This is a genomic window from Blastopirellula sediminis, assembly GCF_020966755.1.
GTDB classification, from domain to species: domain Bacteria; phylum Planctomycetota; class Planctomycetia; order Pirellulales; family Pirellulaceae; genus Blastopirellula; species Blastopirellula sediminis.
Genome location: NZ_JAJKFT010000004.1, coordinates 1,365,009 through 1,378,177 on the forward strand (window position 1 = coordinate 1,365,009; position 13,169 = coordinate 1,378,177).

Sequence of the window (13,169 nt, forward strand, 5' to 3'; positions counted from 1 at the left end):
CGCCGCGATGACCGACGTATCGAACGCCTCGCCTGCGGGGCCTCCCTTCGTCTCGACAGGCGACTTGCCGCAGCCGGTTTGGATCCGGCAGTTGGTGGAGGAAGCGCACAAGCGGTTCAAGGAGAATCGCGACGGCGTCAACTCGCAGGTTTATCCGGCGCTGGCCCGTGTGCCGAGCGACTTGTTCGGCATCTGCATCATCGGAACCAGCGGCGCCGTATACCCGGTGGGAGACGTCGACCACGAATTCTCAATCATGAGCGTCTCGAAGCCGTTCGTCTTCGCGCTGGTTAGCGAGAAGCTGGGCGCTGACGCCGTGCGTCAATACGTTGGCGTCAACGCCACAGGGCTGCCGTTCAATTCGCTCGCGGCGATCGAGAAACATGGCGACGGGCGGACCAATCCGATGGTCAATTCCGGCGCGATTGCGACGACGAGTCTCGTCCCGGGGGCGACGCTCGAAGAAAAGTGGGACTTCATCTACGAAGGACTGTGCCGCTTCGCCGGGCGTGAGCTGACGATGAATGAGGAGGTGTATCGTTGTGCGATCACGACGAACTTCCGCAACCAAAGCATTGCGCGGTTGTTGCATTGCTTTGACCGGATCAACATCGATCCGGCCGACGCCGTCGAGTTGTATACCCGGCAATGCTCGCTCAACGTCAATGCGAAAGACCTGGCGCTAATGGGAGCGACGCTTGCGGATGGCGGCGTGAATCCGTTTACGAAAGAGCGGGTCGTCAGCCCGATGGTTTGTCACTACGCATTGGCGGTGATGACGATCGCCGGCATGTATGAGACGTCGGGCGACTGGTTGTTCGACATTGGCCTTCCTGGAAAGAGCGGAATCGGCGGCGGCATCGTCGCGGTCTCGCCGGGGAAGGGGGGACTGGGAACCTTCGCGCCGCCGCTCGACGCGGCTGGAAATAGCGTCAAAGGTCAGCTCGCAGCCAAGTTCCTCTCGCAGAATCTGGGGATGGATCTTTTCCTGGCGAAGTCGGAAACGACGCAGTCGAAGTAAGCAGGGAACTTCGCGGGGCTCGACTTAAAACGGACTCTCCTCCGCCGAAGGACTCGTAGGCGGCGTTGGCTCGGGAGCGTCGAGTCCAAACGGATCGTCTCCGGCTGGAGCGGGTTTGGGCGTCGATTCCGGCTCGCGATTTTCCTCCGTAACTTCGCGACTCGACTCTTCCGCTTCGCGTTGTTGACGCAGTTCGAGGTAGGACCCAGACATCAGCCGGTCTTCCTTTCCTTCGCCTGCTTCGACAATGATCGCCGACTTGGAGAGGACATGCCGTTGTTTCACATTGATCACGTTGCATCGGGTCTGACATAGCCCGCAACCAACGCACTTGTCGGCCAGCACGATCGGGGCGGCGAAGCCGGTTCCTTCAATCGGTTGCCCCTGGTCGTCAACTTCGACGCCGACTTGCGTATATTCGATGGCGTTGTAGCCGGCCGCGATGCATTCTTGCACGCACAAATCGCACGCTTCTTTGCCGGCGAGCGGGAGGCAAGTCGACTGGTTGACGATCGCCAGGCCCATTCGCGCGACACGTTTTTCTTCCAGCGGCAAGGGGCGAATCGCGCCAGTGGGACATACCTGACCGCAGGCGTTACAGCTAGATTCGCAGCCGGCCCAATCGGCGTTGACCATCGGCGTCCAGAGACCTTCCAGCCCTTGCTGGAAACTCTCCGGCTGCAGCACATTGTTGGGACACGCTTTGAAACACTCGCCGCAGCGAATGCACATTTGCAGGAACTCTTGTTCCGGTACGCTGCCTGGAGGTCGAACCGGCAGGAAAGTCGTCGGGCTCCCTGGCAGGATCGGCAAAGGAGTTCCGACTCCAGCGCCGGTCGCCTTGGTTCCGACTGCGACAGCCGTTCCGCCGACGATCGCCGCGGCCGTTCCAGCGGCGAGCGACAAGAAGCCACGGCGGCCGATCGCCGTCTCTCCGGTTGGGGGATCATTTTCGACCTTCAGCTGCACCAGGTTCCAACGTTCGACGAACTTGATCGCATGCGTCGGACAAACGCCGGCGCAGGTTTGACAGAGCGTGCAGTCGGTTTCGCGGGTTGTAAAGTCAGGTTTGATCGCATCGAAGGGGCAGACCTCGACGCATTTGTTGCAGTTGATGCAGCTCGACTCGACCTTCCGCTCCGTCACGCGAAACAGGTTCCCAATCGAGAAGACCGCTCCGCTGGGGCAGACGTATTTGCACCAAAACCGCGGCCGCAAAAAACCAAGGCAGAGGACGACGAGAAATAGCCCGATCGAAAGAAAGTGTCCAACATTGAAACCAGGAACCAGGTGCCAGCCGCGTCCGAATCCGCTTTGCACTGGATCGACCAGGAACAGCATCGCACGGGTGATGACCGGAATCGCGGAGAAGAAACCGGAAACAAGCACGCCGAAGATTGCAGCGACCAAGATGCCGGTGAGCAGATAGTACTTGATATGAACCCACCAGCCTTCATCGGGAACGCGAAAGCGCTTCGTACGCCCCGCGATGGCGAAGTCGAACAGATCGATCGTCGTCCCCAAGGGGCAGAGGTAGCCGCAGAACCCACGAGGGATCAGCACACAGACGATCAAGATCGCCGCGGCGCAAATCAGCGACCAAACCCAACTGCGGGAAGCGATCGCCGTCGACAGACTGACCAGCGGATCGATGGTCAAAAACAGTTCGGCAGGAATCCGCTCCTTGGAGGCCAGATTGTCGGCATAGTGCGAAGGCCAAGCGGTTGGATCGTTCGCGTGTACGGCGAACGTTTGATCGCGACCTCCACCAAGGATCAGTTGCATCATCGCCGGCGTCGTTGCGTCGGCAGGAGATAGTTCCAGCTTGATTGCGTTCTGGGCCGTGGACGTGACGCCCGCCACGACGAATTCCCCCAGCAAGCGGTCCTTTTCCGTCGCGAACGGCTGCGCTTCTTCGCGCATCACGAATACGCGCCGGCCGACCGTTTCGGAATTGGCGGCGGCGACGGTCGATTCGAACTCGAAGCGATTCTGCTCTTGTTCAAAGCTGACGAACCGCCAGGCTTCGCTGGTTGGTTCGGTATTCTTCGGTCGCGCGTCATAGGGCCAGCAAGCGTAGAAAAACAGCACCAAAAACGTAACCAAGCAAATGCCTTGCACGACGCGGCGTACGGGAGACGCCAGCCAGGACGGGCCGATCGCTCGTAATAGGCGACGAATCGGGCCGCGCTGCTTGGTCGTCCAGTTCGACTGCCAGGTCGTGGGGATTAGCTTGCGCAGGAGTGCGCCGGGCAAAGTTGGAGAACTGGGAACGCTCGTCTTCTGCTTCCGGATCATCGGCAGGAACCAGTCGATCCGCAGGATGGCGCCTCCCCGGCGATCGAAGCTGGTGGTCAACGCGATGACTGCTGCGGCGATCAACACGCCGACGATCGTCCAGCCAAATGCCGGATGGTCCAGTAGGAACGAAGCCCAGCGACGGCGCGTTGAATCGTCGGCTTGCGTCAGTACGATCGTCAACGCAATTGCGAGCGCCGCGAAGGCGACGCTGATGGCGATCGATTTCCAGCGGATGCGGTTTTCGTTCATGCCGAAATCCCGCTCAGCGGGCCGAAGAAGGCGTTCAGGAAGATCGTGGCGTTCGCTCTTTGAATTTGCATCGGCTGCGACTATCTGGCGCCTTTGGCCAATGCTTTGGCGGTTGCGCTGATGATCGCTTGCGACGTGATGGTCGCTCCGCTCGTGCCGTCAATGTCTCGGTAGCTTTGTTTTTCCAGGATTTGATTGGGGGTGTCGGTGAGCGCCGCGTAGAACTGTTTCTCGGAATGCTTCGTCACGCGGACCTGCGTGATCCGGTTGCTGTTGACGGTCAGTTCCACTTCCAACTTTCCGTTGTAGCCGGTCGCAGATTCGCGATACGTGCCGTCGGCGACCTTGCTGACGTCCGCTTTGTCGTACAAACGGATCGCTTCGATCGCCTCGGTCGCACGCCCTCGGAATCGCGCCAGATACTCTTGGTTGCGGGCCTGGTTCTGGTCGAGAACCTTCTGGTAGTACGCGACCGCTTCGTTCAACTTGCCTGCCGATCGCAGGGCGTCGCCGGCGTTCAGCCAGGCTTCGTTCGAGAGGTTCGTCTTTTCGTAGTACTTGGTGACGCCGATCGCCTTATCGGCTTCTCCCATATCGCCGAGAAGTTTGATGGCGCTAATGTGCAAACGCTTGCCGGGAAGCTCTTTCATCGCCAGCGGCTTACTTCCCAGACGCCAATAGCACTCGCAAAGATGAATGCCTGATTCGGTTGTCGGCTGAACCTTGGCTTGCTGCAGCCAATACGCGGCTCGCTCGTAATCTTGCAGAAGTTGGAAGTACATGACTCCCAACTTTTCTTTGTCGCGTCGCAACAGGTCCGGCTGCCCCTGATGGAGGCCGATGCAGTGGTGAACCAGTTTGATTCCTGACTTCCAGCGCGACGCATTCGGATTGACTCGTCCCCAGATGTACTGAGTAATGTTCTTCGATTCGTCCCACGGGCCACCCGGCTTCTCGGGCCAACTCAGGTCGAGCGTCTTCGGATGATTCATGTCGGTGCTGGCCAGCCAATCAGGGTCGGATGAACCAACCGTATCGATCAACTGCTGAACCTCTTCCGGCGTGCGTTGCGGACGGCCGTCGGCATCGACGCCTGGCGCAGCGACTGGTTCATTCTTGGGCGTCAGCACGAAACGCTTTCCGGCGAGCGTCACGGCATGAACCCGCGCATAGGGAATGGTTTGGGTGACTTCGCTGCCGGAAATCAAACACTTGAAGTCAAACTCCTTATCCGGCTTGCGAATTTGCAGGATCTCTCCCTTGAGCTGCGTGCCGTTAAGAAACTCCACCAAGTCGTCCGCTGCCGCGATCGACGTTGATAGCAAGGCAGTGAGGAACAGACCAAAGACCAAGCTCGACTTGGCGAGCGATGCCGTAGCTGAACGCATGCGCATTCCAGGTTCCAAGCAAAGAGGAGGAGCTCGTCCGACCGCAGGACGCGGCGACCAAGGAAGGAGGAGTATGGAGCGAAACCGTCCATAAGCAGGATTCTACCATTGGGTTATCGCCATTCAAGATGCGCTTTTTAGGAACCGCCGGGGAGGTTGGCGCCACCTTATAGATGTCGCAGGCCATGGGGCTAAGACGCCGCTAGCGGTCTGATTCCGCTCGCGTAATTCGGGAATGGATCACCTCCAGGCGAAATCCGCGGCGGCGCCATCGGAATAAGCGGTAAAGTTTACCCATTTCGCGGGACGATACTTAACTTCAAAAGGAATACGCGAAATCCAGCGGCAGTGGACTGGAGCCAGGAATGCACCGCCAGATAATCTCCGGGCTTGTGCATTGGGCGCCAGCGATGCTGACGTGTTGCCTGGCGATTGCGCCTGCGACCCTCCGCGCTCAAACCATCTACTCCGCCCCTCCTGCGGAACACGCCTACGCAAACGGCGAATTCCGGACCGGATTGGTTGCTGCCCGCGTCGACAACGCCGGTCTTCAGCCCCCATCTCCTCCGCCGATTCCCCAGGACGACTTGATCCGGCGAATCCAAGAGCTGGAAGCCAATCAGCGACGGCTGGAGCAAATGCTCGCTGTGCCGAACGACCAGAATTCGCCGGCGGCCAGTGAAACGCTTCCCGAGCCGATTCCGCAATACTTCTACGCCCCCTCCTATTACGACGCGATTGATGTTGGCGCCCGGCCGATTGCCGACTACGCCCCGCCTGGCTACATGCCGCGCGAGCAGCAAGATGGTCCCGGCGTCCCCGAGTTCACGCCGATCGTCCCTCCCACGTTTGAACCGACTCCGCAGGAGTTTGTTGAACGCGGCATGTTTCCCGGATCGTTTCTTGTTCCCGGAACCAACACGTCGATGCGTCTGCGGGGCTTCGTTCGCCTGGCGACGTTGTACGACTTTGAACCGATCAACACGGCCGACGCATTCGTCACCAACGCGATTCCGGTGCCGCAGCAATCGGGACAGAACTTCAACATGAGCGCGCGGCATAGCCGATTCGCGCTCGAGTCCTGGACGCCAACTTCGTTTTCCGACTGGAACGTCCACACGTTGATCGAAGCCGACTTCTTCAACGGTCCCGCCCAAGCGGCCGGCGGCGGAGGAAACCTGTTGCGACTGCGGCATGCGTTCATTGATTTTGGCGTCTTCCGTTTTGGTCAGCAGAACACGGTCTTTATGGATCCGTCGGCCTGGCCGAGCGTGGTTGATTTTCGCGGTCCCAATAGTCGCCCGAATCAACGGCAGCCGGCGCTGCGGATGACGCTGCCGCTCGGCTGCAACGGACTTTACTGGGCGGGAAGCATGGAACGCTGCTTTTCCGACATCACGACGAACGGTTTGGGGACCGGCGTGCAAGACATGCCTGACTTCGCGACGCATTTGCGGTACGAAGCGGATCGCGGACACCTGCAGCTTTCCGGTCTCTTCCGTCAAATCGGCTATCGCCCAACCGGCGGCGACGTACAGCATGAGTCGGCGGCCGGCATCAGTGGAGCGGCGGTGTTTCATCCTTGGGCCATCCTGTTTGGAACCGATCCGGTTCATGAACAGGATCCTTCTGGTCTCACGCGCAGTCGGATCTTGTTGCAAGGGACGTGGGGCAGCGGCGTTGGACGGTATATCAGCGATCTGACCAACTTGGGCCTCGACGCGCAGGTCGATCCGGCGACAGGCACGCTGGAACTGGTTGAAGTAAGCGGAATGAACGCCAGCTATGAACATTGGTTCAATGAGCATTGGCTGTCGAATATTACATTTGCCAACGTTAATGTAATCAACGCTCCCGGCCAGGCGGCCAATACGTACGACTCGGCGAAATACGTCGCGGGAAGTCTCTGGTGGATTCCGATTCAGCGCTTGTCATTCGCAATCGAGTACGTCTATGGCGAGCGCGAGAATCTCGATGGGGAGTCAGCCCAGGCCCGACGTCTCCACGGGTTGGTTCAATACAACTTCTAGCCTTCATCGGTTCTTCACTGGGTTGTCGTGAGGTTGGTTGCAATGCGCCCGCACATGATCTATCACTAAGGTCTGGTTTAGATTGCCGACGCAGTCTTGATTGAGCGTGCTTCCTTGGATGAGCGGTCGGGCGAATGATTGAATTGGGGATGGTCCTTGCGCTGTTGGCGACGGCGATCGCGATGTTCGCCATCAACAAGCCGCGAATGGACGCTGTGGCGTTGATCATGCTGGTCGCGCTGCCGCTGACCGGCGTTATCACGGTCAATGAGTCTTTAGCCGGTTTCAGCGATCCCAATATCGTGTTGATCGCCGCCCTCTTTGTGATCGGCGATGGTCTGGTTCGGACCGGCGTCGCGCGCACCTTGGGGGACTGGTTAGCGGGGAAGGCCGGCAGCAACGAAATTCGCCTGATCACGATGCTGATGCTCACGGTCGGTTCGCTCGGCGCCTTCATGAGTTCAACGGCGATCACGGCGATCTTCATTCCGGTCGTGCTGCGAATCTCGCAAGGAACCGGAGCCTCGACCGGCCGATTGATGATGCCGCTCAGTTCGGCCGCCTTGGTCAGCGGCATGATGACGCTGATCGCCACGGCGCCGAACCTGGTCGTCACCAGCGAGCTCGAGCGGAATGGCTTTGATGGATTTCATTTCTTTTCGTTCACTCCTTTTGGGATTCCGATCCTGTTTGTCGCTGTGGGCTACATGCTGTTTGCGCGAAATTGGCTGGGCGCGAGCGAAAAAATGGCCCAAGCCCCCGGCGGTACGAGCCTGGCCCAGTGGATTGACGAGTATCAACTAGCCGGGCGCGAGCATCGCGTCCTCGTCACGGCTGGCTCTTCTTTGGCGGGCAAGACGCTCGAAGAAGTCCGGAATGAAAACCAATCGGGCGCCAAAATCATCGCGATCGAGCGCGGCAATCTCCTGATCCAGCCGACGAACAAGACGGCCCTCGAAGCAGGAGACGTTCTGCTGATCGACTTGCGGGCGGAGGAAGCGACGGTCAAAGCGCTTCGTGAGCAGTACGCATTGGAAGCGCTGCCCCTCAGCGGCGGCTACTTTACCAGCCGCGCCCAGGATATCGGGATGGCGGAGGTCTTGTTGCCGGCCTCTTCTGCGCTGATCGGGAAGTCATTGGTCGAGTCTCACTTCTATGACGAGTATGACTTGCGAGTGGTCGGGCTGAGGCGGGGCACGACCGCCTGGCCGGGGAAACTGGAAGAGGAAGATCTACGCGTCGGCGATACGCTGCTGGTGATCGGAACCTGGCGTGCGATCCAAATGCTTCAGACTCACAGCGAAGACCTGGTCCTCTATAAAGTGCCGGTCGAGATCGAGGAAGTCTTGCCGGCCCCTGGCAAAGGGTTGCAAGCGGTGATTTGCCTGGTGATCGTTGTCGGCCTGATGGTCAGCGGCGTCGTTCCTAATGTGATCGCCGCGCTGATCGGCGGCTTGTTGATGGGAGCTTTGGGGATCGTTAATCTGACCAGCGCTTACCGTTCGATCGACTGGAAGACGCTGGTGCTGATCGTCGGCATGTTGCCATTTTCGATTGCCCTGCAGAAGACTGGCGGCGTCGATCTGTTGGCGGACGGGCTGATGATGGTGATCGGTGGAATGGAGTGGCGCGTGGTGCTGGCCGCGATTTTCGTCATCACCGCAGTCCTGGGGATGTTCATCTCCAATACCGCAACCGCCGTGCTGATGGCGCCGGTGGCGATTGCGCTGGCCAAGGAATTCGATGCGTCTCCTTATCCCTTCGTAATGATCGTGGCGCTAGCCGCATCGGCTGCGTTTATGACGCCGGTCTCGTCGCCGGTGAACACGCTGGTGGTGACGCCGGGCAATTACTCGTTCGGCGACTTCGTCAAGATCGGCGTGCCGCTCACGATTCTGGTGATGATCGTCAGCGTGATCCTGGTTCCGATCCTGCTGCCGTTCTAAGGCGCGGATGCGCGACTGGGACTAGTCGACGGCGACGACCTGGACCGAAACTTCAATCCCCTGGTAAGCATGGCCAGGTCCGGACCAACTGCCCGAAAGGGGCGCCGCTTTTTCCTGCTCGCGGGCGACGGCGACCGAAATGTGCTCGGCCCCGGCCAGCTTGTTGTTCGTCGGATCAAACCCGCGCCAGCCGGCGCCTGGCAGATAGACTTCGGTCCATGCGTGCGTCGCGCCATGCTGACCCGCTTCCATCTGGATGTAGCCGGTCACAAAGCGGGCCGCAAATCCCCAATGCCGGACCGCTTCCATCATCAGCACCGCATAGTCGCGGCAAGATCCGCTCCGCAGCGACAACGTTTGATGCGGAAGCTGGACGCCTGGCGTGTCGCGGGCGGCGTACTGCAGCGAATGGAAGATATGCGTGTTGAGTTGGCAGAGGAGCTGGAACGTGTCGACGATCTGCCCCGGTTGATAAAGCTCACGCAGCCAATCATGCAGAGCTCGCCCGTCGTAGGGATAGCTGGGCAAGCGGTAGGGGACCAGTTCGACTTGCTCTTCGGGAGGGTATTGAAACGGGAAGAGCCGCGACTGCGGATCAATCAGGCATTCGATCGGGTTGTCGTCCGAAACGTCGACGTCGATCTCGGCCAAGATCTTCAAGCGATCCGCCTTGTGAGGAAAAGTGAGGATCGCGACCGAATTCCCTTCGACGTCGCGCAGCCAGCGGATCGTCGCCTCCGGTTCCACCGTCAGCCGCGTGTCGATGATTCGCAAATCGTGACCTTCGCGCGGACGGAGCAGCGCGCGATGCGGGCCGAACTCGACCGGCTCGCTGTAGAGATAGGTGGTCGAATGGATGATCCGCTTGCGCTGCATGTTGGTGGGGGCGTTCAGTGTCCTTCTCCCGTTCGTCGATTTCTCCCCAGCGGACCCGGGCGTCGCCATCGCGACCCCAGAAGAGGCCGTTCCGCTGCGGCGCTTGTATTCTCTTCTTCGGCGAAACGCTTGGCAATGTGAGGACGCCGTCGAACGCGCGCCATCTGCGCCCAGTCGGCCGGGTGCCATGGCCACGGTCTTACGTGGCCATGAATGCGTCCCAAAATCACCAAGCGGGTGCCACTGCTGGCTTGCCCAGCAGTGCGAAGCGTCGACCAGACGTCCACTGCTGGACAAGCCAGCAGTGCCACCCCATTTTCCACCTCCCGTTTGATCACCGTCGCATGGGTACCGTTGCCACGTCTTCGTGGCAATGAATGCGTTATCCAACCCGCGTCGACGAAGACTCGGAGTTAATCTGGCCGAAGAATCCCTAAACTAGGTAAGAATCAAACGTTCAACTCAGGCACATTCATGGCCACGCAAAGCCGTGGCCATGGCACCCAGTCGCTTACCTCTTCCTCTTCTTCCGCTTCCCCCGTCGCCGTGGCCCGTTCCGGGCAGACTGGACTGGACTCGGCGCAGTTTTTTTCTGATCCGAGTTACTCAGGGCGAGCAATTCGGCGGTTGTATAGCTCACCCAACCGCCGCTACTTTCCGCCGGTGGACTGGACTCGTAACTTTTTTCTGCGACCAGTGGACTGGACTGCGATTTTTTTTCTGGGGGCGACGACTCGGCGGCGTCTTCCATTTCCTCCACAGCCGGAGAGTGGACTGGACCGCGCGCAATTTTTTCCGCCAGATCGATCAGGCGGTAGTGAGGCTCTTTACTCGTTCCCCCATTCGCCAGCACGATTTCGCCGTCAGCGACCATCCGGTCCCAGGTCACCCCAAACTTGCCGCCGCTCATGCCGGACAGCTCGCGGATCTTCAGCTTGGTCGCATTGGCCGGATCGATCTGCTGGATCACGCACCGGAGCCGCCACCACAACCGATCGGCCAACGTTTGCGCCTCCACCTCGGCCGCTTCCAATTCGACCGACGCGACATCGCGGATCGTCGCTTCCCACTGGGCGGCGGCCGAATCGACTTCCGCGTCTTCCTTTATATCTACGCCCCACTGGCCGCTTCGCCCGCTGCTCGCGCCGAAGTTGAGCCACAACCGATGACGCCCGCTTCCTGGCTCAAACGCGTCGCGGCGATTCACCAACAGCCATTGCCGTGCGATAGCGCCGCACGGCGCGTCGGCCAGATCGGCGGCATCCATCGCCCGCGGTTTTAGTTCCTTTCGCGTGCGGCAACAAATGATCGGCGTGGCGCCGACCGCCAGACAACAATCGGCGATCGCCCGCAGCTGCGCCGCTTCCGCGCGGCGCGTCATCGGCGTCAGATCGGCCGCGTCGATCAGCACCACCTCCAGTTGGTTCCGCGCAATCCAATCGCTCAGGCGATGCCCATTCACCGCGCCGCCAGGCTCCACCAAATTAAACGCCCAGACGATTTGCTCGAGCGCCGCCAGATCACCGCGCCGCTCCGCCAAACTCGTCACCGCCACTTGAGCCGCTTCGCCGCCGACAAACCCGACGCGAAACGCTTGCTCCGCAGCAAACTCCCCCAGAAATTCTCCGCCGCTCGCCAAGGCTGCACACAGATCCACCGCCAGCGACGTCTTCAAACAACGACTCGGCCCCAAAATCACCGCCGCTTCCCGCTGCCGCAACATCCCCGAGAGCAGCCACCCCGGCGAAGCCCGCCGCGACAGCAACTCGGACATCGACAAACTCTCGAGCGGCTCGTCGACCTGCCGACAAGCCGCCACTTCAATCTTCGGTAGGCTGGGTCGAGACCCAGCAAATTCGACGTCGCCAAGAGGAAGAGCTGGGTCGCGACCCAGCCTACCAAGACTACCCGGACCACTCGGAAGCAACTCACTCACCACCAGAGACATCGCCACCTCCTCGCTCAGTTTCCGGTGAGCGCAGACAACGAGCGCCACCGCAAACGGCGTTACCAAAAACAGCAGAGCCCAACCGCAGCGCTCGGCCCAATCCCCCAGACCCAACGCACCGCCAAAAGAAAACCGAACGCATCCCGCAAGCGCCGGCAAATGGAGAAAGGTATCGCCGATTTCGGGAACGCATCCGAAACCGGCAGGCATGTACAAATTTATACTAAATATCGAACAGCGCGTCAAACATTTTTGCGAGGAGGTAGAGCGTTGTTATCGGCAGGAAGAAACCACCCCAAAAACAACGCTCGATTCCCTTGGTGAGAAACCAATGCATCAACCTTTTGCATCCGACATCTGCGTAAATCTGCGCTCATCTGCGGTTCAAGAGTTTTGGAACCGCAGATGAGCGCAGATTTTCGCAGATTAGAAAAGAGTTGCACGAACGTATGCCGCGTGGGCTCTTGGCAACGTATTGCAGGGACCGCGGGAAGTCAGAAGAATTGTCGTGTTCGAGGATTTGCTGGTCTATTAGAATCGTCCAGCAGAAGAACACTGTCGCAGACGACAGTCGCGCCCAAGAGGAGATGGTCTACCAGTGCCACCCCGCCGCCGCTCGCTTCTCTTGGATGAACGTCACGTGATGCGTGATGTGGTTCGTCGCTCGTACGATCAGCTGTTCCAGAGTCAGTATCCCGGACTCGCTGTGCGTCCCCACACGATTCAGCGAATCGGCCGACAACTGCCGGAGCGTCCGCGCGGTGGAAGTGCGGATGGCGTCGACGACCGCCAATTCTTCGTCGATATTTCGTTCGTGGTAGAAGAGGTGCGCCGCGAACAGATTCTCGTCGGCGCCCAGCAGCGTTGGATTGTCATGCGAGATCACCCGCTTGATTCGGTCGGCCATAATCGGCTCGAAGTCGGCGATGTGGGCGACCACTTCCAGCGTGCTCCACTTCCCGGGAACGGGACGAGCGATCAGTTGCTCGCGGGTCATGCCGAGCACGGCCGCTCGCAGTTGAGCGGCTCCGGACAGATACGATTCGATAATTTCGGCGGAGTTCATTTCGATTGTATTTTCCTGAAGTCTACAGAAAGGTGCGGCGGGGCAAGCTTATTTATAAGAAGTTTTTGCCGGTCGGCGGAGTGGCGCCGTTAACGCTTCTTACTTCGGGCGGAATTCGAGACGGTCTTGGTAGATGCGGTTCGACGATTCTCGATGAACGGAATCGCAGCCTAGACCAGTTTCAATCGGCCGCCCGCCGTTCATGCCTGGCAAGCTATTGCAGGGGCCGCGGGAAGTCAAAAGAATTGGTGTGTTGGACGAAGTGCAGATCCGTTCTAATCGTCCAACAAAAGAACACTATCGCCGACGACTGTGGCGCCGAAGTGGAGAAGTTCTGCCAAGGC

The 13,169-nt window shown here is 59.6% G+C and carries 8 protein-coding genes; 3 read left to right on the forward strand and 5 right to left on the reverse strand.

The window, feature by feature from the left end; genetic code table 11:
- Nucleotides 1-7: 7 nt before the first annotated feature.
- A complete protein-coding gene (gene glsA / locus LOC68_RS09255) occupies nt 8-1,021 on the forward strand; it encodes a glutaminase A (RefSeq protein ID WP_230217981.1) in 1,014 nt (337 codons plus the stop codon).
- A 24-nt stretch (nt 1,022-1,045) separates the two neighbouring features.
- Here glsA and LOC68_RS09260 read toward each other — a convergent pair whose 3' ends face one another.
- Nucleotides 1,046-3,571: a 4Fe-4S binding protein gene (locus LOC68_RS09260; RefSeq protein ID WP_230217983.1), complete on the reverse strand. Its 2,526-nt coding sequence runs from the start codon at nt 3,569-3,571 to the stop codon at nt 1,046-1,048.
- Between the two features lie 80 nt (nt 3,572-3,651).
- Entirely contained in the window at nt 3,652-4,959 is a 1,308-nt protein-coding gene (locus LOC68_RS09265) for an FMN-binding protein (RefSeq protein WP_230217985.1), read from the reverse strand.
- A 365-nt stretch (nt 4,960-5,324) separates the two neighbouring features.
- Between LOC68_RS09265 and LOC68_RS09270 the strand changes: the two genes are divergently transcribed.
- Together LOC68_RS09270 and LOC68_RS09275 are read left to right on the forward strand one after the other, a co-directional pair.
- The gene (locus tag LOC68_RS09270) at nt 5,325-6,989 is read left to right on the forward strand and encodes a DcaP family trimeric outer membrane transporter (RefSeq protein ID WP_230217987.1); all 1,665 of its coding nucleotides are present in this window, start codon (nt 5,325-5,327) and stop codon (nt 6,987-6,989) included.
- A 134-nt stretch (nt 6,990-7,123) separates the two neighbouring features.
- On the forward strand, nt 7,124-8,935 hold the full coding sequence (locus tag LOC68_RS09275; protein WP_230217989.1) for an SLC13 family permease: 1,812 nt from the start codon (nt 7,124-7,126) through the stop codon (nt 8,933-8,935).
- Nucleotides 8,936-8,956: 21 nt separating this feature from the next.
- Here LOC68_RS09275 and LOC68_RS09280 read toward each other — a convergent pair whose 3' ends face one another.
- The 3 genes from LOC68_RS09280 to LOC68_RS09290 form a co-directional block, all read right to left on the reverse strand.
- Nucleotides 8,957-9,811, reverse strand: a complete 855-nt coding sequence (locus tag LOC68_RS09280; protein WP_230217991.1) for a transglutaminase family protein — start codon at nt 9,809-9,811, stop codon at nt 8,957-8,959.
- A gap of 511 nt (nt 9,812-10,322) precedes the next feature.
- On the reverse strand, nt 10,323-11,630 hold the full coding sequence (locus LOC68_RS09285) for an AAA family ATPase (protein WP_315858829.1): 1,308 nt from the start codon (nt 11,628-11,630) through the stop codon (nt 10,323-10,325).
- Nucleotides 11,631-12,351: 721 nt separating this feature from the next.
- Complete coding sequence (locus tag LOC68_RS09290; RefSeq protein ID WP_230217995.1) at nt 12,352-12,825, reverse strand: DinB family protein; 474 nt, start codon at nt 12,823-12,825, stop codon at nt 12,352-12,354.
- Nucleotides 12,826-13,169 lie beyond the last annotated feature (344 nt).

Bases quoted from the DNA above. Each gene is read 5' to 3' on its own strand.
- glsA (WP_230217981.1), top strand. From the start codon at position 8: ATGACCGACGTATCGAACGCCTCGCCTGCGGGGCCTCCCTTCGTCTCG.
- LOC68_RS09260 (WP_230217983.1), bottom strand. From the start codon at position 3,571: ATGAACGAAAACCGCATCCGCTGGAAATCGATCGCCATCAGCGTCGCC.
- LOC68_RS09265 (WP_230217985.1), bottom strand. From the start codon at position 4,959: ATGCGTTCAGCTACGGCATCGCTCGCCAAGTCGAGCTTGGTCTTTGGT.
- LOC68_RS09270 (WP_230217987.1), top strand. From the start codon at position 5,325: ATGCACCGCCAGATAATCTCCGGGCTTGTGCATTGGGCGCCAGCGATG.
- LOC68_RS09275 (WP_230217989.1), top strand. From the start codon at position 7,124: ATGATTGAATTGGGGATGGTCCTTGCGCTGTTGGCGACGGCGATCGCG.
- LOC68_RS09280 (WP_230217991.1), bottom strand. From the start codon at position 9,811: ATGCAGCGCAAGCGGATCATCCATTCGACCACCTATCTCTACAGCGAG.
- LOC68_RS09290 (WP_230217995.1), bottom strand. From the start codon at position 12,825: ATGAACTCCGCCGAAATTATCGAATCGTATCTGTCCGGAGCCGCTCAA.